This window comes from Sphingopyxis sp. GW821-FHT02C12, assembly GCF_059421785.1.
Genome location: NZ_JBWKVQ010000001.1, coordinates 468,233 through 491,373, shown reverse-complemented (window position 1 = coordinate 491,373; position 23,141 = coordinate 468,233). Strand labels below are relative to the sequence as shown.

23 protein-coding genes are annotated in these 23,141 nt (G+C 66.8%); 14 read left to right on the top strand and 9 right to left on the bottom strand.

Annotated features, from left to right (window positions below):
• Positions 1–157: 157 nt before the first annotated feature.
• From AC07U1_RS02330 to crtY, 3 genes are all read right to left on the bottom strand, one after another.
• Entirely contained in the window at positions 158–739 is a 582-nt protein-coding gene (locus tag AC07U1_RS02330) for an LOG family protein (protein ID WP_495178817.1), read from the bottom strand.
• Positions 740–837: 98 nt separating this feature from the next.
• Positions 838–2,316: a phytoene desaturase gene (locus AC07U1_RS02325; protein WP_495178816.1), complete on the bottom strand. Its 1,479-nt coding sequence runs from the start codon at positions 2,314–2,316 to the stop codon at positions 838–840.
• Positions 2,313–3,467, bottom strand: a complete 1,155-nt coding sequence (crtY, locus tag AC07U1_RS02320) for a lycopene beta-cyclase CrtY (RefSeq protein WP_495178815.1) — start codon at positions 3,465–3,467, stop codon at positions 2,313–2,315. Before crtY ends, AC07U1_RS02325 begins: the two co-directional genes overlap by 4 nt.
• A 47-nt stretch (positions 3,468–3,514) precedes the next feature.
• Between crtY and AC07U1_RS02315 the strand changes: the two genes are divergently transcribed.
• From AC07U1_RS02315 to trmB, 8 genes are all read left to right on the top strand, one after another.
• The gene (locus AC07U1_RS02315) at positions 3,515–4,297 is read left to right on the top strand and encodes a sterol desaturase family protein (protein ID WP_495178814.1); all 783 of its coding nucleotides are present in this window, start codon (positions 3,515–3,517) and stop codon (positions 4,295–4,297) included.
• Positions 4,248–4,658 (top strand): DUF2141 domain-containing protein, encoded by a 411-nt coding sequence (locus AC07U1_RS02310; protein ID WP_495197630.1) that lies wholly within the window; start codon positions 4,248–4,250, stop codon positions 4,656–4,658. The genes AC07U1_RS02315 and AC07U1_RS02310 overlap by 50 nt, the downstream gene beginning before the upstream one ends.
• Before the next feature lie 33 nt (positions 4,659–4,691).
• Positions 4,692–6,314: an apolipoprotein N-acyltransferase gene (gene lnt, locus AC07U1_RS02305; RefSeq protein WP_495178813.1), complete on the top strand. Its 1,623-nt coding sequence runs from the start codon at positions 4,692–4,694 to the stop codon at positions 6,312–6,314.
• 49 nt (positions 6,315–6,363) lie between these two features.
• Entirely contained in the window at positions 6,364–7,584 is a 1,221-nt protein-coding gene (gene metK / locus AC07U1_RS02300; protein WP_056344250.1) for a methionine adenosyltransferase, read from the top strand.
• A 68-nt stretch (positions 7,585–7,652) separates the two neighbouring features.
• The gene (locus AC07U1_RS02295) at positions 7,653–8,630 is read left to right on the top strand and encodes a hypothetical protein (RefSeq protein WP_495178812.1); all 978 of its coding nucleotides are present in this window, start codon (positions 7,653–7,655) and stop codon (positions 8,628–8,630) included.
• Positions 8,631–8,777: 147 nt separating this feature from the next.
• A complete protein-coding gene (locus AC07U1_RS02290; protein WP_495178811.1) occupies positions 8,778–9,641 on the top strand; it encodes an ETX/MTX2 family pore-forming toxin in 864 nt (287 codons plus the stop codon).
• A gap of 73 nt (positions 9,642–9,714) precedes the next feature.
• Complete coding sequence (locus AC07U1_RS02285) at positions 9,715–10,800, top strand: hypothetical protein (protein WP_495178810.1); 1,086 nt, start codon at positions 9,715–9,717, stop codon at positions 10,798–10,800.
• A 37-nt stretch (positions 10,801–10,837) separates the two neighbouring features.
• Positions 10,838–11,551, top strand: a complete 714-nt coding sequence (gene trmB / locus AC07U1_RS02280) for a tRNA (guanine(46)-N(7))-methyltransferase TrmB (protein ID WP_495178809.1) — start codon at positions 10,838–10,840, stop codon at positions 11,549–11,551.
• 6 nt (positions 11,552–11,557) lie between these two features.
• Here trmB and AC07U1_RS02275 read toward each other — a convergent pair whose 3' ends face one another.
• From AC07U1_RS02275 to AC07U1_RS02260, 4 genes are all read right to left on the bottom strand, one after another.
• A complete protein-coding gene (locus AC07U1_RS02275) occupies positions 11,558–12,424 on the bottom strand; it encodes a Rossmann-like and DUF2520 domain-containing protein (protein WP_495178808.1) in 867 nt (288 codons plus the stop codon).
• Positions 12,424–13,515, bottom strand: coding sequence for a prolyl aminopeptidase (gene pip, locus AC07U1_RS02270; RefSeq protein ID WP_495178807.1), 1,092 nt, complete (start codon positions 13,513–13,515; stop codon positions 12,424–12,426). Before pip ends, AC07U1_RS02275 begins: the two co-directional genes overlap by 1 nt.
• A gap of 2 nt (positions 13,516–13,517) precedes the next feature.
• The gene (locus AC07U1_RS02265) at positions 13,518–14,009 is read right to left on the bottom strand and encodes an FKBP-type peptidyl-prolyl cis-trans isomerase (RefSeq protein ID WP_495178806.1); all 492 of its coding nucleotides are present in this window, start codon (positions 14,007–14,009) and stop codon (positions 13,518–13,520) included.
• Between the two features lie 167 nt (positions 14,010–14,176).
• On the bottom strand, positions 14,177–14,515 hold the full coding sequence (locus AC07U1_RS02260) for a hypothetical protein (protein ID WP_495178805.1): 339 nt from the start codon (positions 14,513–14,515) through the stop codon (positions 14,177–14,179).
• Between the two features lie 113 nt (positions 14,516–14,628).
• Here AC07U1_RS02260 and AC07U1_RS02255 point away from each other — a divergent pair, with 113 nt between their 5' ends.
• Positions 14,629–15,525: a LysR family transcriptional regulator gene (locus AC07U1_RS02255; protein WP_235535570.1), complete on the top strand. Its 897-nt coding sequence runs from the start codon at positions 14,629–14,631 to the stop codon at positions 15,523–15,525.
• 128 nt (positions 15,526–15,653) lie between these two features.
• Positions 15,654–16,421 (top strand): sulfite exporter TauE/SafE family protein, encoded by a 768-nt coding sequence (locus tag AC07U1_RS02250; RefSeq protein WP_495178804.1) that lies wholly within the window; start codon positions 15,654–15,656, stop codon positions 16,419–16,421.
• A 193-nt stretch (positions 16,422–16,614) separates the two neighbouring features.
• Here the strand turns inward: AC07U1_RS02250 and AC07U1_RS02245 are convergent, their stop codons facing one another.
• Together AC07U1_RS02245 and AC07U1_RS02240 are read right to left on the bottom strand one after the other, a co-directional pair.
• The gene (locus AC07U1_RS02245) at positions 16,615–17,385 is read right to left on the bottom strand and encodes an enoyl-CoA hydratase/isomerase family protein (protein WP_495178803.1); all 771 of its coding nucleotides are present in this window, start codon (positions 17,383–17,385) and stop codon (positions 16,615–16,617) included.
• On the bottom strand, positions 17,382–18,098 hold the full coding sequence (locus tag AC07U1_RS02240) for a 2-oxo acid dehydrogenase subunit E2 (protein WP_495178802.1): 717 nt from the start codon (positions 18,096–18,098) through the stop codon (positions 17,382–17,384). The genes AC07U1_RS02245 and AC07U1_RS02240 overlap by 4 nt, the downstream gene beginning before the upstream one ends.
• 142 nt (positions 18,099–18,240) lie before the next feature.
• Between AC07U1_RS02240 and AC07U1_RS02235 the strand changes: the two genes are divergently transcribed.
• Genes AC07U1_RS02235 through AC07U1_RS02220 form a run of 4 tightly spaced genes read left to right on the top strand, consistent with a single transcriptional unit; the run spans position 18,241 to position 23,141 of the window.
• Positions 18,241–19,848: a class I adenylate-forming enzyme family protein gene (locus AC07U1_RS02235; protein ID WP_495178801.1), complete on the top strand. Its 1,608-nt coding sequence runs from the start codon at positions 18,241–18,243 to the stop codon at positions 19,846–19,848.
• Positions 19,849–19,891: 43 nt separating this feature from the next.
• Positions 19,892–20,713 (top strand): SDR family NAD(P)-dependent oxidoreductase, encoded by an 822-nt coding sequence (locus AC07U1_RS02230; RefSeq protein WP_495178800.1) that lies wholly within the window; start codon positions 19,892–19,894, stop codon positions 20,711–20,713.
• Positions 20,710–21,906, top strand: a complete 1,197-nt coding sequence (locus AC07U1_RS02225; protein ID WP_495178799.1) for a sulfotransferase family protein — start codon at positions 20,710–20,712, stop codon at positions 21,904–21,906. The genes AC07U1_RS02230 and AC07U1_RS02225 overlap by 4 nt, the downstream gene beginning before the upstream one ends.
• Positions 21,903–23,141 carry a hypothetical protein gene (locus AC07U1_RS02220; protein ID WP_495178798.1) on the top strand — a complete coding sequence of 413 codons (1,239 nt, stop codon included), beginning with the start codon at positions 21,903–21,905 and terminating at the stop codon, positions 23,139–23,141. Before AC07U1_RS02225 ends, AC07U1_RS02220 begins: the two co-directional genes overlap by 4 nt.

The following is a 23,141-nucleotide window of genomic DNA, read 5'->3' as shown; positions in this document are numbered from 1 at the left end:
GAGTTCCAGGTCGAATGTGCCCCCGGCACATTCTTGATCAGCCGGGGGCTGATCAACCTGAAACTGGGAGGGCATGTCGAAAGGAACTGACCTAACAAGCCCTCCCCCGACCCCTCCCGCAAGCGGGAGGGGAGAAAAAGGCCCCCCGGCTCACGCATTACAGATCGTCGGCCTTCATCGCGAAGATCGGCGCATGCGGCTCATAGGCCGCCATCTTGTCGAGCAGGGGGTCGAGGCTGGCATCGACGACCATGATCCCCGCATGCGCGGGCCGGATGAAACCGACCTCGATCATATGCCGGTTGAACGCGATCAGATCGTTGTAGAAGCCCGCGGCGTTGAGCAATCCCACGGGCTTGGCATGATAGCCAAGCTGCGCCCAGCTGATCGCCTCCCACAATTCGTCCATCGTGCCGACGCCGCCGGGGATGGTGAGGAACCCGTCGCTGAGGTCGGTGAACATCTTCTTGCGTTCGTGCATGCCCGACACGACGTGGAGTTCGGTACAGCCGCGGTGCGCGACCTCGCTGCCGACGAGCGCATCGGGGATCACCCCGATCACCTCACCGCCTGCTTCGAGTGCGCTGTCGGCGACCGCGCCCATCAGCCCGAGCCGGCCGCCGCCATAGACGACGCCGATGCCGCGCTCCGCAAGGGTGCGGCCGACATGGCGCGCGGTGTCGATATAGATCGGGTCGGCGGGGGTGGCGGAGCCACAATAGACGGCAAGGCGTTTCATAAATTCCCTTTAACCGTTCGTGTCGAGCGAAGTCGAGACACCCATCGACTTGGCGCCGAGCGGGATGGGCATCTCGACTTCGCTCGATGCGAACGGAGTTATAAGTCCAACATCAATTGGGCAGTCGCCTTGGCGCTGCCGACGACCCCCGGAATCCCAGCGCCCGGATGCGTCCCTGCGCCGACGAAGTAAAGATTGGAAATCACATCGTCGCGGTTGTGGGCGCGGAACCAGGCGCTCTGCCACAGCACGGGTTCGAGGCTGAACGCGCTGCCCAGATGCGCCGACAGGTCGCGGCCGAAATCGGCGGGGGTGTAGTGGAAGCGGGTGACGAGGTTGGCGCGCAGGCCCGGCAGCACGCGCGCCTCGACCTCGTCCAATATCGCATCGGCGAATTGCTGCCCGAACGCACCGTCCCAGTCGGCTTTCGACTTGCCGAGATGCGCGACGGGGGCGAGGGCGTAGAATCCGGCGTGGCCGGGCGGCGCCATGCTCGCGTCGGTCGCACTCGGATGATGGAGATAGAGCGAGAAATCCTGCGGCACGACGCCGTTCTTGTAGATGTCGTCGAGCAACCCCTTGTAGCGCGGGCCGAAGAGGATGCTGTGGTGCGCGATGCCGGGATAGTCGCCCTTCACCCCGAAATGGACGACGAACAGCGACGGCGACCAGCGTTTGCGCGCGAGGCTTTTCGCAACCTTCGGCCCGCGTTTGTGATCCGCGAGCAGGTCGCGATAGCTGTGCATCAAATCGCCGTTGGTCGCGACCATATCGGCGGCGCCGTGCCAGCCGCTCGCGGTCGTCACGCCGGTTGCGCGGTCGCCCTGCGTTTCGATGCGCGCCACCGGATCGCCAAGCCGCAAGCTTCCGCCAAGCCGTTCGAACAGCGCCACCATGCCGCCGACCAGCGCATTGGTGCCGCCGCGGGCGAACCAGACCCCGCCGTCCTTCTCGATCGTGTGGATCAGCGCATAGATCGAGCTGGTCGTCATCGGATTGCCACCGACGAGCAGCGTGTGGAACGACAGCGCCTGCCGCAGCCGTTCGTCCTGCACATAAGAGGAGACGATCGAATAGACGCTGCGCCAGGCCTGATATTTCATCAGCGCCGGCGCGGCCTTGATCATCGAGGCGAAGTCAAGGAAGGCGACCGAGCCGAGCTTCACATAGCCCTGTTCATAGACCCCCTTCGAATAGGTCAGGAATTTCTCATACCCCGCGACATCGGCGGGATTGAGCTTCGCGATCTCGGCCGCCAGCGCCGCCTCGTCGTTCGAATAATCGAAGTTGGTGCCGTCGGGCCAGTTGAGGCGATAGAAGGGCATGACAGGGACGAGGTCGACATCGGCCGCCATATGCTGTCCGCTGAGCGCCCATAATTCGTGCAGGCACGGCGGATCGGTGATCACGGTCGGCCCGGCATCGAAGGTGAAACCGTCGCGCGTCCAGTGATACGCCCGCCCGCCGGGCTTGTCGCGCGCCTCGACCACCGTCGTTGCCACCCCCGCCGACTGCAAGCGGATCGCGAGCGCGAGGCCGCCGAAACCGGCGCCGATGATGATCGCGCTGCGGCTCATTTCCAGTCGAATTTCCGCACCGCGCTCAGCGCGCGCGCGACCGGCACCGGCGGCTTGCCCGCCAGCAGGCGCAGCTTGTCGCCGCGCGTCGACTGGCCGGCATAGAAGCGCGAAATCAGCCGCGGCGACAGGCGATAGAAGCGTTCGAAGACGCGGATGCGCTGCGCGGGTTCGGCGGCGCGGAACAGCATCGCGTCGAGCAGGCGATAGAAACGCTGGCGCCGCCAGCCGCGCGCCGCGCGCGCGCGCAGCTGCGCGCCGAGGTCGGCACCGTCGACCAGCCGCGGCAGCGCCGCGGCGGTGCGTACCGCATCGGGCAGCGAATAGCCGGTCGTCGCATGAAACGCCCCGGCGCGGGTGCCGATCCGCCCGACCTTGTCGCCCTCGGGCCAGAAACGGTCGAATTCGCCCGCGATCACCACCGGCAGCACGCCCGTTTCCTCGCGCGACACAGCGGTGACCTCCCACTGCCGCCAGGCGGCATAGGCGCCGATCCGTTCGCGGATCAGGTCGGCGTCGAGGTCTGGGCTGTCGCTGTAATAGGTATCCTCGACGAACACCGTCTCTTCGCTCAGCGGCAGCAGGTAGACGAAGCGATAACCGTCGAGCTGCGCGACGCGCGCGTCCATCACCACCGGGTGGGCGAGGCCGTGGCCGCCCTTCACCGTCAGCACCTGCCCGACAAATTTCTGCCAGCCGCAGGTCAGCGCCGACAGATGGCCCGCGCCGCGCGCGTCGATGACATGTTTCGCATCGAGCCGGCCGCCGCGCCCGAACAGCAGATGGTCGGCGGCGACATGCTTGGCGCGGTCGGCGATGATGCGCTCGGCGGGCAGCGCCGCCGCGACCGCTTCGGCCAGCGCTTCGCCGGGGATGCTCTTATATCCCATGCGCAATGTGCGGCGATGGTGCGGGAACTGCACGTCATAGCCGTGCCAATAATGGCGGACGAGCGGCGCGACGAGCCAGCGGTCTTTCTCGGCGATATCGCCGTCGAAAAAGGACCAGATATGATTGCCGCCGACCGGCCCCGGCTCGACCAGCCGCACGTCGAGGTCGGGGCGCTTCGCCGCCAGCGCGAGTGCCGCGAGCCCGCCCGCAAGCCCGCCGCCGACGATGGCGATGTCGCACGAGAGATCTGCCTTGCCCATGCCCCCGCCCTAGCCGCGCTTGGCAAGCGGCGCAAAGCGATTGCGCCATGGCGTGCACCCGCTATCCCGAACGCATGATCGCCGCCCCCGCCATCCTGCTTTCCGCGCTCGCGATGACGCTGATCGTCGGGGTGCGCTATCTGATCAGCAGCGGCGGTTTCGCGCTCGCGACGCGGATCAAACATCCGGGCCTCTATCGCGGGCTCGAACCGCAGATGCGGCGCGAGATCGGGTGGAGCCTTGCCAGCGCGGCGATTTACGGCGTGCCCGCGGGCATCGTCGCCTGGGGGTGGCAGGAGCATGGCTGGACGCGTATCTATACCGACATCGACGCCTTCCCGCTCTGGTATCTGCCGGTCAGCCTGCTTTGCTATTTGCTGATCCACGACACATGGTTCTACTGGACCCACCGCTGGATGCACCGGCCGGCGCTGTTCCGCATCGCCCACGCCGTCCACCACGACAGCCGCCCGCCGACCGCCTGGGCGGCGATGAGTTTCCATCCGATCGAGGCGCTGACCGGCGCGGTCGTCATCCCGGCGCTGGTGTTCCTGATCCCGATCCATGTCGCGGTGCTCGGCCTTGTCCTCACGATCATGACCATCATGGGCGTCGGCAATCATATGGGCTGGGAAATGTTCCCGCGCGCGCTTGTTCATGGACCGGCAGGGCGCTGGCTGATAACCGCGACCCACCACCAGCAGCATCACGCCGCTTACCGGGGGAATTATGGGCTTTATTTCCGTTTCTGGGACAAGGCGTGCGGCACCGATCTGGGGCTTGGCCGCTTTGGCGATGCTGACCGCGGCGAGCGCGCCGCCGCCCCCTGAGGTCGACGTCAGCATCACCGGGCTGCGCAACAGCAAGGGCCAGGTCCTCGTCTGCCTGACCACCAATCCCAAGGCCTTTCCCGATTGCAGCAAGGACAAGGCGTCGGTGCGGATGGCGGTGGCGGCCAGCGCCGCCGCGCATTTCAAGATCGCGGCCCCCGCCAACGGCACCTATGCGATCGCGGTCGTCCATGACGAGAACAGCAACAACAAGATGGACCTCGCGATCTTCCTGCCCAAGGAGGGCTTCGGCTTCTCGCGCAACCCGACGATTACCGTCGGCGCGCCGAGTTTCAAATCGGCGAGCTTCGTCGTGACCGGCGACACCGCGCAGACGATCAAGATGAAATATATGCTCTAGTGAGCGCGCGGGCGGGCCGCTAAAGCAGCGCGCGTGACCGCTTTATCCCCCCGCATCGCCGCTTTCGCCGACCGCTGGCCCAAGCTGATCGCCCTGCTGCTCGGCGCCGTGTCGGCGACCGGTTTCGCGCCGCTCCATTTCTGGCCGCTGACGCTGATCGCGCTTGCCGGCTGGATGGCGCTCGTCGCGCGTAGCCCGAAAGGGCGGCGCGCCTTTGGCATCGGCTGGGCCTTCGGGGTCGGGCATTTCACGATCGGGCTGAACTGGATCGCGACCGCCTTCACCTATCAGGCGGCGATGCCGGCGTGGCTCGGGTGGATCGCGGTGGTGCTGCTGGCGCTGTATCTGGCGGTCTATCCGGCGCTGGCGGCGTGGGGGGCGTGGATGGTCCGGCGTATCGATCACAGCGACTATCCGCTCGCCAGCACCTCGTTCGTCCCGGCGTTCGCGGCGCTGTGGATTCTCACCGAATGGCTGCGCAGCTGGGTCTTCACCGGCTTTGCCTGGAACCCGCTCGGTGCGACGGTCGTGTGGGCGGCCGACCCGGTCAAGTGGATCGGCACCTATGGCCTGTCCGGCCTCGTCGTTTTCGTGGCGGGCCTCTACATATTGCCGTTCCTCCAGTCTCGCCCCGCGCCTGAAGCCAAGCCACAATTGACCCCGCGCCAGGAGCTTAAGCACCAGCTGGGATTTGGCGTCGTAATGGCGATTGCCATCGCGGGCGTCTATTTCACCCCCTTCGCTGGCGGCAACCCGCCCGCGACCTCCAAAATCCCGATCACCGTCGTCCAGCCCAATGTCGGGCAGGAGGATAAGTGGGTCGGCATCAAGGCCGGGGTCAATTTCGCCAAGCTGGCGCGGCTGACGGTGCCGCGCGGCGATCAGCCGCGGCTGATCCTGTGGCCCGAGGCCGCGATCCCCGACTATCTCGAAACCGGCTATCCGACCTATTATTACGAGCGCTCGCCCGCCGAAGCGCGGATGCGGCTGACCAATTTGATGAACCCCGGCGACGTCCTGCTGCTCGGGGCGCTGAAGCTGGAGATCGACGACAGCGGCGAGGTCGTCGGCGCGCGCAACGCGGTGATGACCGTCCATGCCGACGGCAGGCTCGGCCCGCGCTACGACAAGTCGCATCTGGTGCCGTACGGCGAATATCTGCCGATGCGGCCGATATTGTCGGCGATCGGCCTGTCGCGTCTCGCGCCCGGCGATATCGATTTCTGGCCGGGTCCGGGACCGCGCACGCTCGACCTCGGCGCCTTCGGCAAGGCGGGGCTGCAGGTCTGTTACGAGATCATCTTTTCGGGCCAGGTCGTCGACCGCGACCATCGCCCAGACTTCATCTTCAACCCGTCGAACGACGCCTGGTTTGGCGGCTGGGGTCCGCCGCAGCATCTGGCACAGGCGCGGCTGCGCGCGATCGAGGAAGGGCTGCCCGTCGTCCGCTCGACCCCTACGGGCATCAGCGCGGTGATCGACGCCAACGGCCGCATCCTCGACTCGCTGCCGATGCACCGCGCCGGGCGGATCGACACCGTCCTGCCGCCGGCGCACGCACCGACGCCGTTCGCGCGCTATGGCAACATACTTCCCGTCGGATTTGCGCTGCTGCTGCTCGCAGCCGCCATTGCCTTTCGGCGGCGCGGGCGTTAACAGCGCCCACACATAAAGCTTCCTTTATATTCGATCCAAGAAGGCTCCCATGCGCAACAGCTTCCTCTTCACGTCCGAAAGCGTTTCCGAAGGGCACCCCGACAAGGTGTCGGACCAGATCAGCGATTCGATCGTCGACCTGTTCCTGTCGAAGGACCCCGAAGCGCGCGTCGCCTGTGAAACGCTGACCACGACCCAGCTCGTCGTCCTCGCCGGTGAAATCCGCTGCAAGGGCGTGTTCGAGAACGGCGAATGGGCGCCGGGCGCGCTCGAAGAGATCGAGGCCACCGTGCGCAACACGGTCCGGGAAATCGGCTATGAGCAGGACGGCTTCCATTGGGAGACCTTCCGCTTCGAGAACAACCTCCACGGCCAGTCGGCGCATATCGCGCAGGGCGTCGACGAAAGCGGCGACAAGGACGAAGGCGCCGGCGACCAGGGCATCATGTTCGGCTATGCGTCGGACGAGACCCCCGATCTGATGCCCGCGACGCTCGATTACAGCCACAAGATCCTCGAGCGTATGGCCGCCGACCGCAAGGCGGGAACCGCGCCCTTCCTCGAGCCCGACACCAAGAGCCAGGTGACGCTGCGCTACGCCAACGAGCGCCCGGTCGAGGCGACCGCGATCGTCGTGTCGACCCAGCATGCGCCGGGCTATTATTTCCACAATGGCGAAGGCGACGAAGCCAAATACGCCGAGCTGCGCGACTATGTGAAGGGCGTCATCGCCGACGTGCTGCCCGCCGAACTGCTCACCGCCAACACCGTCTATCACATCAATCCGACCGGCCGTTTCGAGATCGGCGGCCCCGACGGCGACGCCGGGCTGACCGGCCGCAAGATCATCGTCGACACCTATGGCGGCGCCAGCCCGCACGGCGGCGGCGCGTTCAGCGGCAAGGATCCGACCAAGGTCGACCGCTCGGCCGCCTATGTCACCCGCTACCTCGCCAAGAACATCGTCGCCGCGGGCCTCGCGCGCCGGTGCACGATCCAGCTCAGCTACGCGATCGGCGTCGCCGAACCGCTGTCGATCTATGTCGACCTGCACGGCACCGGAAATGTCGACGAAGGCAAGCTCGAAGCCGTGATCCCGCAGCTCGTGCGCCTGACGCCGAAGGGCATCCGCACCCACCTCGGCCTCAACAAACCGATCTACAAGCAGACCGCAGCTTACGGCCATTTCGGCCGCACCGCGACTGGCGATACGTTCCCCTGGGAACGCACCGACCTGGTCGACAAGCTGAAGGCCGCACTCGCCGAATAAAGCGCCGCAAGGCCCGCTTGCCATCGCCCTCCCGTTCTGACAGCTATCGGCTGGGAGCGGGGGGATCGATGATGACAAGCATATGGTATCGGGCAGTTTTTATCGCTTCGGCGCTGATCGCCGTTCCCGTCGCGGCGCAGGAACCGCTGGCGGTCGCCGAGGGCAAGCCGTGGACGCACGCACATAGCGGCATCACCATCCCCGCCGCGCTCGACGAACTGCCGCGCGTGCGCGCCACCAGCTTCGCGGCGCCCGAACTCGACATCAGCCAGAATTTCGCGTCGGACGACGGGCGCGAATCGCTCACCGTCTACATCTTTCGCAACACCAACGGCGCGGTCCCGGTCTGGTTCGCGCAGGCGCAGCGCGCGATCAGCCTGCGCACCGACCTAGCCGATCCGCCGCTCGGCGTCGCGCCGGTCGCCTTCACCCCGCCCGGACAAAGCACTGCGAGCGGGATCAAGGCGGTGTTTGCGCCCATTGGTGTCGAGGGCATCCGCAGCACCGGCGTCGCGCTGTTCGCGGTCGGCGACTGGTATGTGAAGCTGCGCGCCAATTCTGCGACGCTGACCCCCGCCGACCTGTCGGGCTGGATGGAGGGGGTGCTGGCCGAACTCACATTGCCGCGCGGCACCGCGCCCGCGGTGCGCCCGATCGCCGATTGCGCGCCGAAGCTGGTCTTTGGCCCCGACGCGACCGATTCGACGCTACCCGACACCGCATTGACCGCAGGGGTGAGGACCGCGGCGGCGCGGATGGTAGGCACGCGCTGGTGCCTCGACCAGGTCGTGCGCGGTAATCAGGCGGTGTACCGCCCCGACGGCGCGCGCGACCGCTATCTGCTGGCGACCGGCGACAATGGCAAGGCGTTCGCGGTCGAGCCGCAGGGGGCCGCCGGCGCGACCTATTATTCGGCCAATCTGGTGGGCGCCCGCCAAACTTTCACGATCGTCGCGCAGGACAGGATGCCGTCACCGCAACACGTCCTCGATCTGGCCGCCGCCGACCGCAGCGTTGCGGCGATCGAGACTTGGCCGACACGCTAACTGGCCGGCAACATTACTTAAAACGTGCCGAATCGATCCCTAAAAGAATCAATTGCCAGCGGACCGGTAAACAGTAGACTCCGGAGCCGGGGGTCGCGGCAATTGTGCCATGGAATCCCTGTTGCTTGCAGAAATGAGGGGGGTACCATGACGGATATTCCGAATATCATTTGGGCGTGGGGTTGTTTCGTGGCGCGCAGCCACGGCACCGGATGCCATTTTACCCAAGCGCTCGATTATTCCCAAGCCAGCGAGCTCGATGGCGGCGACGACGGCGGCTCCTATCATCGCTACCAATGCTCCGCGACGATGAACGATGTGCAACTGTCGGTCCGGCAGTCGACCCCGAACCCCAGTTCCTATGTCGCGTCGGACATCTGGTACGACAATGACACGAGCACCCAGCAATCGATTACCTTCGCCGCCAGCACCTCGACGACGCAGACCTATACGATGTCGATCACCGAATCGATCAGCCTCGGCATCGAAATGTCGGTGACCGTCGGGGTGGCGGGGGTCGCCACCGACACGTCGAAGGTATCGCTGACGATGTCGGTCTCGTCGACCCAGTCGCAATCGACGACCGCCCAGCACAGTTGGTCGGTATCGATCCCGGTGACGATCCCGGCGCAAAAATCGAACCATTGCATCGCCTATATGGACACGCAGGATTTCACGATCCCCTGGACCGCCGATTGCCGGATCAGCGGCAGCGTCGCGGTGTGGTTCGACGACTGGATCGACATCAACGGCGGCAGCAACGTCCATCACCTGTGGTTCGTGCCGATCGGCTATGTGCTCGACGCGGTGGTCGCCAACAATCTGTATGACACGACCGGTTTCCGCGCAGACGGCGCCGATGTCGTCGGCACCATTTCGGGCACCTTCTCGGGCAGCGAGGGTATCGACATCAACGCCCGTCCCGAGGAACAACCGCTGCGTCCGCGCCCGATGATGAAAGTGATGGTGCCGACCGCGGTGCCCGGAAAGACGGGGCTGGTCGCCGCCTGATCGCCCTCTTCGATGCCACTTGCCTTGCCCTCCCCGATCTGACAGCGTCGCTGCCAGATCGGGGAGGGTCATCATGCGAAACCGTTGGATCAAGGGGCTTATTGTCGCGGGCGCGCTCATGCTTGTCCCGGCGGCACCCGTCGCCGCGCAGCAGGATCTGGCGATCAGCCATGGCGAGGCCTGGACCCACGCGCACAGCGGTATCACCGTGCCCGCGACGCTCGGCGGCAATGCGCTGACCAAGGCCAAGGCCTATGCGCAGGACGAACTCGACGTCGGCCTGTCGTTCGAGCCGGAGGGGACCGAGGATTTCATTTCCTTCTACATCTTCCGCAACACCAATGGCGCGGCGCCGGTCTGGTTCGCGCAGGCGCAATCGGCGATCGAGTTGCGCGACGCCTTCGGAGCGCCGATGCTCGTCGAACCGCCCCACGCGATTGCCCTACCCGGTCAGACGGTGACCAGCGGCCTGCGCGCCATCTATGCGCCGCAGGCCGGCGCGCCCTTCACCAGCACCGGGGTCGTACTGGTGCCGGTTGGCGACTGGTATGCGAAATTCCGCGTCACCTCGCGGCGGCGCACCCCCGCCGAACTCGGCGCGCTGATCGACAAGGTGGTGGCGCAGATTCAATGGCCCGCACAGGCAGCCCCCGTTGCGGCCCTGCCGGTCGTCGCGTGCGCCGCGCCGCTGACATTCGCCAAAAAGTCCAAGGATGTACGCAGCGACGGGCTGACCGACATCTTGGGTGCGGCGCTGATGTCGGCCGCTACGGGCGACGATACGATCAAGAAGGAACCGGCATCGACCGCCCCGGTGCAATGGTGCCGCGACCGCCAGCTCAGCGCCAATGTCGCGACCTACCGTCCGGGCGAAAGCAAGGACGGCTATCTGCTCGCGCTCGGCGACAATGGGAATGGTCTCTGGGTCGGCCTGTCGGCGATGAACGCGGTGATGGCCGAAATCGAGGGCAAGAAGGCGACTCCCAATTACAGCGTGACGCTGCACACCGCGGCGCAGGACGTGAATTTCATAGCGCAGGACCGCCTGCCGTCGCCCGAACGCGCGGGCGAGATCCTCAAGGCGAATCGCCGCGCCAGTACGGTGACGACCTGGGGCAAGGAACGCACCGTCGAGATCAACAGCAGCGGCATCAAATAGCTTCCGCCCGGCGCCGCGGCGCGCTAACGCGCGCGCCATGACTGCTTACAAGCCCGGCGATCCGACGACGATCAACCGCCTCTATGGCCGCTCGAAAGGCAAACCGCTGCGCGCGGGCCAGCAGGACCTGATCGACACGCTGCTGCCGCAGATCGCGGTGCCGCTCGAAGGCGAGGTCACCGCCGAAGCGCTGTTCGGCTATGACCGCCCGCTGCATTTCGAGATCGGCTTCGGCGGCGGCGAGCATATGGCGGGGCGCGCCGACATGTTGCCCGACCATGGTTTCATCGGCGCCGAACCCTTTATCAACGGCGTCGCGCAGGCGCTGGTCCATGTCGCGGGCGACCATGGCGCCGGCCTGCCGCTCGGCAATGTCCGTATCCATCATGGCGACGCGCTCGAAGTGCTGCGCCGCATTCCCGACGGCGCGCTCAGCTTCGCCTATCTGCTCCACCCCGACCCCTGGCCCAAGGCGCGCCATGCCAAGCGGCGGATGATGAACGACGGCCCGATCGACCTGATCGCGGCGAAACTCAAGCCCGGCGGCGAGTTCCGCTTCGGCACCGATCATCCGGTCTATCTGGAACATGCGCTGATGGTGATGCGCCGCCACCGCCACCAATATGAATGGCTGGCCAAGGACGCGCAGGACTTTCTCGTCCGCCCCGCCGGCTGGCCCGAAACCCGCTACGAGGCCAAGGCCCGCGCGCAGGGCCATGAGGTGTGGTATTTCCGCTACCGGCGGCGCTGAGGCTCGCTAGCCGGCGACGATCCGGCGGAGGCCCGGCGAAGGCGCCTTCACTGACCGATCGAGCGCGTCGAGCGTCGCCAGCGCCATCGCGCGATAGGCGGGCAGCAATTCGGGACAGTCGCGTTCGAGCGCGGCGAGATGCGCGGCGATTGTGTCGCCGTCGCCGCGCAGCAGCGGCCCCGACAACGCCCCGAAGCCTTTGGCCAGGCTGTTCTCCAGCGCCGCCCGCACCAGCGGCGCGAGCAAGGCCTCCGGCTCGTCGGCACCCGCGACGCGCAACGCGTGCGATGCCCCGCCGAGCAAGGTCACCAGATGGTTCGCGGCGTGCGACAGCGCGGCGTGATAGAGCGCGCGGCGATCCTCGGCGATCGCGACCGCCACGCCGCCGAGCAGGCCGACGAGCGTCCGCGCCTCGGCCAGCGCCTCGCCATCGGGCGCGGTGATCGCGAAGCGCGCACCCGCCATGCGCTCGACCTCCTGCACCGGGTCGCCGGTGAAGGTCATCGCCGGATGGACCGCCGCGGTCAGCGCGCCGCGCGCGGCCAGCGGTGCCAGCACCGCAGCGCCGCTGCCGCCGCTGACATGGCAGACGAACGGGTCGCGGCCCGGCGCCAGCGCCGCAGCCAGGCTGGCCGCGACCGCCGCCAAGGCATCGTCGGCGACCGCAAGGACGATCGCGTCGCAACGCTCCGTCAGCCATTCGATCGCTTCCGCCGCGCGGGCGCCGGCCACTTCCGCGGCATCCCGCACGCGCTCGGGCGAGCGTCCCCACAGCAGCACCGGCTCGGCCGAGAACGGCGCCAGCGCCAGCGCCAGGGCCCGCGCCACGCGCCCCGACCCGGCGATGCCGACGCGATGATAGCGAACCGCCATCAGCCCGCCAGCTTCGGCAGCCCGTCCATGATCGCGGTCAGCGCCAGCGCATTCTCGCGCTCCATCGCGCTGTGCCCGGCGTTGGTGATCACATTGGTCGCGGGTTCGGCCCCCGCCCCGCGCAGCGCCGCGACAAGGCGCGACGCCTGCGTCAGCGGGCAAACCTGGTCGAAACGGCCATGGACGATATGCACCGGGATTTTCGCGAGGATATCGGCGCTGCCGAGCAGGTGGCCGGGTTCGATGAACAGGTTGTTGGCGAAATAATGCGCCTCGATCTGCGCGAAGCATAGCGCGAAATCGGCGTCGCCGAACTTGCCCGTCGCCGCCGATTCGGGGATCATATTCGAGATCACCCCTTCCCACAGCGACCAGGTGACCGCGGCATCGAGCTGCTTCTCGCGCTCGGCGTCGGTCGCGGGGACCATGTCGAAGATGCGCTTGTACGACGCCATGACGTCGCGCCGCTCCTCGGGGGTCAGCACCGACAGCAGCTCGGCCCATTCGTCGGGATAATGGATATAGGCGCCGGGCGCGGTCAGCGCATAGGGCGCCTCGTGAAAGCTCGCGGCATTGCCCTGATAGAGATAGTCGAGATCCTCGGCCGCGCCGAGGAAGATGCCGCGCAGGATCAGGCTGGCGCAATGGCCGGGGTGCTCGATCGCATAGGCCATGGCGAGTGTGCTGCCCCAGCTGCCGCCAAAGACATGCATCTTGCCCGTGATACCCAGCGCGTCGCGGAGCTTGACGATGTCGCCGATCAGGTCGGCGGTGGTGTTGTGACGCAGCGCCACGGCAGGCCCCGCCGAGGCGACCGTCGGCTCGCTCTTGCCGCAGCCGCGCTGGTCGAACAGGATCACGCGGTAGCGCGCGGGGTCGAAGAACCGCGCCATGTCGGGGGCGCAGGCGCCGCCGGGACCGCCGTGGAGGAACATCACCGGTTCGCCGTCGGGATTGCCATACTCCTCCCAGTACAGGCGGTGGCCGGCGTCGCTGTCGATGTCGAGCAGGCCGCTGCCGAGCGGAACGGCGGCGGGATAGACCCAGGCGTCGCCGATCTTGCTGCTCGCCTGAAGGCGCGAAAAATCCATGGTCAGCTCCCGATACCGAGCAGTTCGACGGTGAAGAACAGGGTCGCGCCGCCGGGGATCGGGCCTCTGCCGCCGGCGCCATAGGCGAGATAATAGGGAATCGCGAATTCGACCTTGTCGCCCACCGCCATATAGGTGACGCCCTCGGTCCAGCCGTCGATCACGCGGTTGAGCGGAAAGGTCGCGGGCTCGCCGCGTGCGACCGAGCTGTCGAAGATGCTGCCGTCGACGAAGCTGCCGACATAATGGACGGTGACCGAGTCACTCGGTCCCGGGCGCGGCCCGGCGCCGGTGCCCGCGACGCGGCGCCAGCGCAGCCCGCTCGCCATCACGTTCCAGCCGTTGCCGGCATTGCGTTCGGCGAGCGCCGCCGACTGGCGGTTGAGCCAGGCGGTGCTCACCTGCTGCGTCGGGGCATCCTGCGCGGCGGTCGGCACGGCGAACGCCATCAGGCTGGTGGCGGCAAGGACGGAAAGGCGGCGCGATAGGGTCATGGACGAAAACTCCCGGTTGGAGTTCGCGGCATAACCGCCCGGTGCCGCCGCGCAATCCCCCGCACCAACAAATCGGGGCGGCCCTGTGTCAGGTGCCGCCCCAGTTGGTGGATCCGTCGGGGAGAGGGAGAGGACGGATCGGAGATTGGTGTCGTGGTGGCTTAGGCTTAGTTGGCCGACGCCATCTTGCTGTCGGTTTCGAGTTCGGCGACGCCGGCGAGCTTGAGCGCGGCGCGGAACTGCTTGGCGGCGGCGCGTTCGTTGCCCGCTTCGCAAAGCTTCTTGCCGGTCGACACGAAGCGCTTGGCATTGACCTGCTTGCCGGCTTCGGCGCCGTCGGCGGCGGTGGCGGCCTGATCGGCGAGACCGGCGCAGCGATAGTCGCTGGCCGACTGGGCGTAAGCGGGCGAGGTGGAGGCGACGAGGCCGGTGAAGGCGAGAGCCGAAGCCGCGACGATCGTGAAGGCGGTCGGGAAGCTGCGGAAGGTGGAGAGCTGAATGGCCATGGGAGAGGTTCCTTTCGTTTCGTTGTGCAACCTTTTTAGCTGCGCTTGCGCGCATAGATAATCCTCTATAATCTGCAAGTGCCTTGAAGCAGGATTTAACAATCCCCCATGGGGTGCTCGACGGGATCGAAGCTTTCCTGCGTGTCGCGGTCAGGCGGAGCTTTTCCGCCGCGGCCTCCGATCTTGGCGTTTCCCCCTCGGCGATCAGCCAGACGATCAAGGGCCTCGAGGCCCGCGTCGGCGCGCCCTTGTTCATGCGCACGACGCGCAGCGTCGGGCTAACCCAGGCGGGCGAGATGTTCCTCGAACGCGCCGCCCCCGCCTATGCCGGGCTTGCCGACGCCTATGAAGCGGCGCGCAACCTTGGCAACCGGCCCGCCGGACGGTTGCGCATCAACCTGATGCGCGGCGCGATCCAGCCCTTGTTCGAACCGATCATCGCGGGCTTTTGCGAAACCTATCCCGACATCGAGCTCGAAATCTACGCCGAGGATGCGCTCGCCGATCTCAGCGCCGGGGGCTTCGACGCCGGGGTGCGGATGGGCGAATCGCTCGACGCCGATGTCATCGCGGTCCGCCTGACCGGGCCGTTCCGCTTCGCCGCCTTTGGCGCCCCCGCCTATTTCGAACGCCATGGCCGGCCGCAGGAGCCCGCCGACCTGCGCCATCATCGCTGCGTGCGGCTCCGCCTGTCCAGCGGCGGGCTGCTCCCCTGGTCGTTCATGGACGGCAATCGCGAGATCGAAATTGGGGTCACCGGCCCGGTGATCGTCAACGACCAGAGCGCGATCATCATGGCGGTGCGCAGCGGCATCGCGCTGGGCATGACCGCCGAACCCGTGCTCGAGGAACTGGTCGCGCGCGGCGAGGTCGAACTCGTGCTGCCCGAACGCGCGGTGTCGACCGCGGGGCTGTTCCTCTATTATCCCAGCCGCAAACAGGTGATGCCGAAACTGCGCGCCTTCATCGATTATGCGCGCGAATATCTTCCCGACGACATCGGCCGCTAAACCCCGGCAAAGCAGGGCTTCGGCATGGCGTAGAAACTATTCCCTTCACCGGGGGGAGAAAAATTGCTCTGGCGCAAGGACGAGAATCGCGGCAGCAGGTTGTCAACTAAAAGGGTTGGAATAAGATTATGATCGATTTCGCGGCCATCGACTTCTCGGCCTTGCTTCCCTTCATCCTGATCGGGTTCGCGGCGCAGCTCGTCGATGGCGCGCTCGGCATGGCGTTCGGCGTGATCTGCAACACCCTGCTCGTCGCGGTGCTCGGCGTGCCGCCGGCGACCGCCTCGGCCCGCATCCATGTCGTCGAAATCTTCACCACCGGCGCTTCGGGGCTCAGCCATTTGTTCCATCGCAACATCGAATGGCCGCTCTTCTGGCGGCTGTTGATCCCCGGCATGATCGGCGGAGTCCTCGGCGCCTATGTGCTGTCGTCGCTGCACGCCGACGCCGTGAAGCCCTTCGTGCTCGGCTATCTGGTGCTGATCGGCGTGTGGCTGCTGATCCGCGGCCTGCTCTATCCCCCCAAGTTCGAAAAGCCCAAGATCGTTGCGCCGCTTGCCGTTGTCGGCGGCTTTCTCGACGCCGCGGGCGGCGGCGGCTGGGGTCCGGTCGTGACCTCGAACCTGCTCGTCCAGGGCGGCGAACCGCGCAAGGTCGTCGGCACCGTCAACAGCGTCGAATTTTTCCTCGCGCTCACCGTATCGGCCGCCTTCATCTATCAACTCGGCTTCGAGCAAATCCTGGGCCCGACGCTGGGCCTGATCATCGGCGGCGTCGCCGCCGCGCCGCTGGGCGCGATGATGGCGAAACGCTTCTCGCCCAAGGTGATGCTGGTGATGGTCGGCATCGTGCTGATCGCGACGAGCGCCTTCGGGCTGTACAAGTCGCTGACCTGAGCGGGACCGGTTTCGACCGGTTGCGGACGATAGAGATGTGGACCCCGGCGAAAGCCGGGGTCCAGCATTGCAACGCAAACCTCGCGTATTTCCGCACTGGGCCCCGGCTTTCGCCGGGGTGCATAAGTGGGCAGCTCCCCACCCCAAAGCCGACATTCGTTCCGTGGGTTTGCAAAAGATATGGTCGCCCTATTTACGCCCCGTCCCGCGATCGGTTGTGAAAGCTTGCGCGCCGCGCGGCGGCGTCGCGGTCGAAGCCGGCGTTGCGCATGATTTCATGGTCCAGCCCCTCGGCCAGCCGCATGCCGTCGGTGTTGTAGATCAGCCGCTTGTTTTCGGCATTGCTGTGCCAGCTGTTGGCGAGGATGGTCCGCGCCAGTTCGGCGACCGCGCCCGCCAACTGCCCCGCGGCGACGCGCTGGTTGACGAGCCCCATCGCCACCGCCTCGTCGGCGCCATAGGGGCGGCAGGTCAGCATCATTTCCAGCGCCTTGGCGTGACCGACGCGCCGCGGCAACCGCTGCGACATGCCCCAGCCTGGGACGAGCCCCCATTTGCCGTGGGTATCGGCGAAGCGCGCGCTGTCGTCGCAGACGATGAAATCGGCCGACAGTGCCATTTCGAGCCCGCCGGTGAAGCAGATGCCCTGTACCGCGGCGATCACCGGCTGGCGCAGGCGGGTGAGCAGTTCAAGCGTCTGAACCTCGCGTCGCAGCCAGCCGAGCGCGTCGGCGTGGGGCTTTTCCGACAGGTCATGCCCTGCACAGAAATCGGTGCCGGCGGCGCGCAACACGATCAGCCCGATGTCGGCGTCCTGTTGCAGCACGAGCAGATGCGTCCGCAGTGTCTTGAACAATTCGCGATTGATCGCGTTCTTTTTTTCGGGCCGATTGAGGGTCAGCGTCGCGACGCCGTCGGCGTCATCGCGCAGCACCAGATTGTCGGTCGCTGTCTCGTTCGTCATGTCAAAGCCTCCGGTTCGGCCAAGGATTGCCCGATCGTGCGAACGAAGCGGGCGGTGTCGGCGCCGTTGATGACGCGGTGGTCGTAACTCAGCGACAGCGGCATCATCAGGCGCGGCTGAAAGGCGGCGCCGTCCCAAACGGGCTGCATCCGCGACGGCGTGACTGCCAGAATCGCGACCTCGGGCTGATTGATGATCGGGGTGAAGCCCGTGCCGCCGATCCCGCCGAGCGAGGTGATCGTCATGCAGCCCCCCGACATGGCGCTCATCGGCAAGCCCTTGTCGCGCGCCTGCGCGCTGAGCGCCGCAAGCTCGGCCGCCAGCGTCGCGACATCCTTGTCATCGACGTCGCGCAGCACCGGCACGAGCAGGCCGAGCGGGCCGTCGACCGCGATCCCGATGTGAAAATATCGCTTGAGGACGAGCGTCTTGCCGTCGTCCGAAAGCGACGCGTTGAAATTGGGAAAGGCCGCCAGCGCGCGCGCCAGCGCCTTGGCGAGGAAGATCAGCGGTGAAATCCGGACGCCGGGTCCCAGGGCCTTGCGATGCGCGTCGAGCGCGGTCACGTCGATATCGTCGTGATGCGTGACATGCGGAATCTGGGTCCAGCTCTGGGTCAGGCGGCGCGCCACCACTTTCTGGAAACCGCTCAGCGGCACCGTTTCGACGGCGCCGAACGCGGCATGTTGGTCCTCGGGCGAAGTCGGTGTCATTCTTTTCCTCTCGCTGGCATCACGGTGTGACGGGGTTCCCGAATCCATCCGCGACGCGCGGAAGCGGACTCAGGCCTTGCACATATATATCATAATCATATAGACCTTAAAGCAAGAGAGATACGCTGCGATGGCGAGGATTATGACGGAAGAGGAATATGCGGCGCTCGGGCTTCAGGCGCCCCCGGTTCGAATCGATCCCCCCGGCGCGCCGCGTGACGTCGCCGGCCTGATCGAACGCGCGGTGGCGCAATGCCCCGACGACGAGGCACTGGTCGACAGCCAGCGCGCCTATGATTTTCGCACGCTGGCACAGGCGGTCACGGCCGCCGCCGCGCTGTTCGACGCCGCCGGAATCCGCGCCGGCGACCGCGTCGCGGCGTCGCTCGGCAACGAGAATGCGCTCGTCATCGCCTTCTTCGCCGCGATGCGGCTCGGCGCCGTCTGGGTCGGGATCAACCGCATCCTGCCGGCGGACGACAAGCGCTATATTCTGGCACATAGCGGGACGACGCTGCTGCTCGCCGACAGCAGTATCGCGGCGCAGGTCGACGCGCTGCGCCCAGACCTGCCCGAACTTGCCCACGCCTGGATCCTCGATGCCGAGGACCGCGACGGTGGCTGGCACGCGGCGCTGGCCGACGCCGCCCCGGCGACCGCACCGCGGCCGGAGATCGACCCCTTCGCGCCCGCCGCGATCATGTACACCAGCGGCACGACCGGGGTGCCAAAGGGAGTCGTCCACAGTCAGCACAATATGATCACCGTCCCTGCCGCAGGGTTCGCGCACGGGCTGATGTCGCCCGAGGCGCGGCGCGGATCGGCGCTGCCGCTGACGATCACCAATGTCATGATCCTCGGCCCGGTATCGGCTTTCCTCGCCTGCCGGCCGTTTCTCTTTGCGCCGTCGATCAAGATCGAACCCCTGATCGCGTGGATCGGCGAACAGCGGATCGGGCAGATCGCCTTCGTCCCGACGATGATCTATGACCTGCTGCAGACCGATCTCGACCTTCCCGACGGCTTCCGCATGTCATCTGGCGGCGCGCCGCTGCCGCAGGCGATCCGCGAATCCTTCTTTCGCCGCCATGGCTATGATGTCTCGACCTCCTATGGCCTGACCGAAGCGCCGACCGTCGTCGCCCAGTCGTTCGACGCCGTCGCGCCCGAGGGAGCGAGCGGGCGCGCACTGCCGCATTTCGAGATCACGATCCGCGATGCCGAGGGCGAACCGCTGCCGACCGGCACGGTGGGCGAGGTGTGTTTCGGACCGGTCCGCACCGGCCCCTGGGCGAATGTCTATACCCCGCCGCTCGGCTATTGGCGCGAACCCGAAAAGACCGCGGCGCTGCTGCGCGGCGGGGTCGTCCATTCGGGCGATCATGGCAGCCTCGACGCCGACGGCTGGCTGAGCATCGCCGACCGCAGTTCGGAACTGATCCTGCGCGGCGGATCGAACGTCTATCCCGCCGAGGTCGAACGTATCCTCCACACCCATGATGGCGTTGCCGACTGCGCGGTGGTCGGCAAACCCGACCTTAGGATGGGGATGCTGACCGTCGCCTGCATCGTGGCGGCGCGGCCCGATACCGACATGGCGGCGCTGGAGGCCGAACTGGTCGCGCTCTGCCGCGACAAGCTGACCCGCTATAAAGTGCCCGACCAATGGCGCTTTCTCGACCAGTTCCCGCGCAATGCGATGGGCAAGGTGGTGAAACCCAAATTGCGCGAGATCGTCGTCGCCGATTGAGGCTGCGCTGCGCCCCGGCGGCGCTCGACAGAAAGGAAATCCGATGCCCCGGCCCACCCAATTTCACAACCGGCTGGACGGCTGGCGCGCGATCGTCACCGGCGCCGGGACGCAGGGGGAGGGTGTCGGCACCGGAAAGGCGATCGCGGCGCTGTTCGCGGCCGAGGGTGCACGCGTCGCGCTGCTCGACCTCGAGGCCGAGCGCGCGCAGGCGACGCTCGATCTGGTCCGCGACCTTGGCGGCGACGGCATCGTGGTCGCGGGCAATGTCGCCGATCCGGCCGAAGCGGCGCGGATGACCGCCGAAAGCCTCGCCTGGCTCGGCGGCCTCGACATTCTGGTGAACAATATCGGGGTCGGCGCCGGCTCGGGACCGCTTCACGAGGTCGCGGTTGTCGATATCGACCGCGTCATGTCGGTCAATCTCGGCACGATCTTCAACATGTGCCGTCCTGCGATTCCGGCGTTGCTGGAGGGGCGGGGCAAGGCCATCGTCAATATCTCGTCGGTCGCCGGCATCCGTGCGCATGGCAATGCCGCCTATGGGCCCAGCAAGGCGGCGGTGATCCAGCTGACCGCCGAGCTCGCGGTGATGTACGGCCGCGACGGCATCCGCGCCAATTGCGTGGCGCCGGGGCATATCGTCACCCCGATGGTCGAGGCGCATCTTGTGGGCGAGCGCCGCCGGGTGCGCAGCGCGATCGCGCCGCTCGGCGTCGAGGGCGACGCCTGGGACATCGCGCAGGCGGCGCTGTTCCTGGCCGGACCCGAAAGCCGGTTCGTCACCGGCGTCACCCTGCCGGTCGACGGCGGGGTGACGCAGACGGGGCCGCTGGCGGCGTATGAGCGGGTGACCGGGCTATGAGCGCAGCCTTCGCTTCGGCGCTCGTGCCCTATGCGGGGCCGATCGCCGCCGCGGCGCTGCTCACCGAGGCTCAGCAGCGGACCGGGCTGTCCGACTGGGGCGGCAAGCGCTGGGACGAGGCGCGTTTCCGCCACGATCTCGAAATCTTGTGCGACGCGATCGAAGCCGGGGCGACGCTCACCGCGACCGGGCGCGACCGCACCCACAGCCGGCTGATCGCCATGCTCGTCTCACGGCTCCGTTATCTCGACGCGCGCAAGGCGGCGACCGGCGCCGATGCCGAGCGGATCGTCGCGCCGCTGATCGGATCGGGAATGCCGCGCGCCGGCACGACCTTCCTGCACGGGCTGATGGCGCAGGACCCCGGCAATCGCGGTGTCGCGGCGTGGGAAGCGGCGATCCCGTCGCCGCTCGCCGACGCGGCGGACCGGGAAGCGCTTTATACGCAAATCCTGGCGTTTCAAGGGATGACGGCGCCCGATGTGACCGCGATCCATCCGTTCGGCGCGGCCTTGCCCGAGGAATGCATCTTCCTGCAGGAAGGCAATCTCGGCAGCCTTTATGGCGTCTACTGGAATGTCCCCGCCTATCAGGCGGCGATCGCCGACAAGCTGCCGGGGGCCTTCGCCTGGCAGACGGCGATGATGCAATATCTGCAGATCGATCGTCCGCGCCGGCGCTGGGCGCTGAAGGGACCGGGCCACCTCTTCAACTGGCGCGAGCTGCTGATCGCCTTTCCCGATGCGCGCCTCTATGTGAACCACCGCGATCCGGGCAAGGTCATCCCGTCGATCGCCAGCCTGTTCTGCAAGCTGCGCTCGCTTTTTTCCGACGCGGCGGTCGATCCGCTGGCGATCGGCGCGCAGCAGCTCGCCGCCTGGCAGGTCGCGGTCGATGACTATTCCGCCTGGCGCGCGTGCGAGGGGGCCGAAGCGCGGGTCAGCGACGTGCTGTTCACCGATCTCGTCACCGATCCGCTCGAAACCGTCGCGCGCGTCTATGACGACCTCGACATTCCGCTCACCACTGCGGCGCGCGGCGCGATGGCCCGGCATCTCGAGACCGATCACCATGGTTCGGCGCCCGGTCGCAAATATGGGCTGGCCGATTACGGCCTCGACGAAGCGGCGATAGAGGGGGCCTTCGCGCCCTATATCGAACGCTTCGCCATCCAGCGGGAGAGACGGCAATGACCAATCCCATCGCCAATCCGGGCCAGTTCGCGGCCGAAGCCGATGTGCGGGCGATGCTGGGCGATCCGCGGATCGCCGCGACGCTGGCGCAGATCGAGGCGCTGTTCGGGCGCGGCTATGGCGACCGCATCCCCGCCGAAGCGCGGCCGTTGCTCGGGGATTTCGCCAGGGAATATCTGAACAACTGGCTGTTCAAGGCGGCGGCATCGGACGCCCAGCATCCGCGGTTCGTGCGCGACTTCATGCCGGCCTATTCGTGGCACGGCCATGATGTGCCCGGCGCGCGCACCGGCGGCGACAATCCCGACAATTGTTACCGGCTCGCGGGGATCGAACATGGCACGCGCTACCGGGTGACCGGCCGCATCCTCGACCGCAAGGCGGCCAATATATCGTTCACGCTGACCGCCAATTACGGCACGTCGCAGACGGTGCAGACGATCGAAGACCATGACATGCACTTCGATGCCGACGGACGTTTCGAATTGCTGATCGACGATGGCGCGGGCGAGGGGAGGGGCAATCGCCTGGCCACCCGCCCCGGCGTCAAATTCCTGTTCGTCCGCGATTCGATGATGGACTGGGCGCACGAGACGCCGCTCGACCTCGCGATCGAGCGATTGGGCGACGCGCGGGCCGATCCGATTTCGATCGATGACATGGTCACGCGCGCGACGAGCAATGCCCTGAACGATCTCTACCTCTATTTCTGGTTTCAGAATGTGTGGAGCGGCCTGACGCCCAACAGCATCACGCCGGCGCAGACGTTTCGCGGCGCGGGTGGCGGGCTGGTGACGCAGGGCATTTCGAACGGCAGCTATAAGCTCGGCCCCGACGACGCCGCGATCCTCGAATATGATCCGGCGGGGGCATCCTATGCCGCGGTGCAATTGACCGAATGGCTCTATCGCTCGCGCGACTATCACCGCATCCAGTCGAGCCTGACCGCCGCGCAGTCGGCGGTCGATGGCGACGGGCGGATCCGCCTCGTCATCGCGCGGCGCGACCCCGGGGTCCACAACTGGCTCGATACCGGCGGCCAGTCGCAGGTCTTCTCGATCCTCCGGTGGCAGCATATGCCCGCCGACGGTCCGCCGCTCTTTTCCAGCCTGCGCCTGACGACGATCGACCGGTTGAAGGGCGATCTGCCCGCCGACACATGCTGGGTCGATCAGGGCGAGCGCGCGGCGCAACTGGCGGCGCGGCTTGCCGCCTATGGCCGCCGGATCGGCTGA

Excerpts from the sequence above, each read along its gene's own strand:
- AC07U1_RS02250 (WP_495178804.1), top strand. The coding sequence starts at position 15,654 with ATGATCGATTTCGCGGCCATCGACTTCTCGGCCTTGCTTCCCTTCATC.
- AC07U1_RS02260 (WP_495178805.1), bottom strand. The coding sequence starts at position 14,515 with ATGGCCATTCAGCTCTCCACCTTCCGCAGCTTCCCGACCGCCTTCACG.
- AC07U1_RS02230 (WP_495178800.1), top strand. The coding sequence starts at position 19,892 with ATGCCCCGGCCCACCCAATTTCACAACCGGCTGGACGGCTGGCGCGCG.
- AC07U1_RS02265 (WP_495178806.1), bottom strand. The coding sequence starts at position 14,009 with ATGACCCTATCGCGCCGCCTTTCCGTCCTTGCCGCCACCAGCCTGATG.
- trmB (WP_495178809.1), top strand. The coding sequence starts at position 10,838 with ATGACTGCTTACAAGCCCGGCGATCCGACGACGATCAACCGCCTCTAT.
- AC07U1_RS02220 (WP_495178798.1), top strand. The coding sequence starts at position 21,903 with ATGACCAATCCCATCGCCAATCCGGGCCAGTTCGCGGCCGAAGCCGAT.
- AC07U1_RS02330 (WP_495178817.1), bottom strand. The coding sequence starts at position 739 with ATGAAACGCCTTGCCGTCTATTGTGGCTCCGCCACCCCCGCCGACCCG.
- AC07U1_RS02285 (WP_495178810.1), top strand. The coding sequence starts at position 9,715 with ATGCGAAACCGTTGGATCAAGGGGCTTATTGTCGCGGGCGCGCTCATG.
- AC07U1_RS02225 (WP_495178799.1), top strand. The coding sequence starts at position 20,710 with ATGAGCGCAGCCTTCGCTTCGGCGCTCGTGCCCTATGCGGGGCCGATC.
- AC07U1_RS02290 (WP_495178811.1), top strand. The coding sequence starts at position 8,778 with ATGACGGATATTCCGAATATCATTTGGGCGTGGGGTTGTTTCGTGGCG.
- AC07U1_RS02315 (WP_495178814.1), top strand. The coding sequence starts at position 3,515 with ATGGCGTGCACCCGCTATCCCGAACGCATGATCGCCGCCCCCGCCATC.
- pip (WP_495178807.1), bottom strand. The coding sequence starts at position 13,515 with ATGGATTTTTCGCGCCTTCAGGCGAGCAGCAAGATCGGCGACGCCTGG.
- AC07U1_RS02245 (WP_495178803.1), bottom strand. The coding sequence starts at position 17,385 with ATGACGAACGAGACAGCGACCGACAATCTGGTGCTGCGCGATGACGCC.
- AC07U1_RS02235 (WP_495178801.1), top strand. The coding sequence starts at position 18,241 with ATGACGGAAGAGGAATATGCGGCGCTCGGGCTTCAGGCGCCCCCGGTT.
- metK (WP_056344250.1), top strand. The coding sequence starts at position 6,364 with ATGCGCAACAGCTTCCTCTTCACGTCCGAAAGCGTTTCCGAAGGGCAC.
- crtY (WP_495178815.1), bottom strand. The coding sequence starts at position 3,467 with ATGGGCAAGGCAGATCTCTCGTGCGACATCGCCATCGTCGGCGGCGGG.
- AC07U1_RS02275 (WP_495178808.1), bottom strand. The coding sequence starts at position 12,424 with ATGGCGGTTCGCTATCATCGCGTCGGCATCGCCGGGTCGGGGCGCGTG.
- AC07U1_RS02325 (WP_495178816.1), bottom strand. The coding sequence starts at position 2,316 with ATGAGCCGCAGCGCGATCATCATCGGCGCCGGTTTCGGCGGCCTCGCG.
- AC07U1_RS02295 (WP_495178812.1), top strand. The coding sequence starts at position 7,653 with ATGATGACAAGCATATGGTATCGGGCAGTTTTTATCGCTTCGGCGCTG.
- AC07U1_RS02240 (WP_495178802.1), bottom strand. The coding sequence starts at position 18,098 with ATGACACCGACTTCGCCCGAGGACCAACATGCCGCGTTCGGCGCCGTC.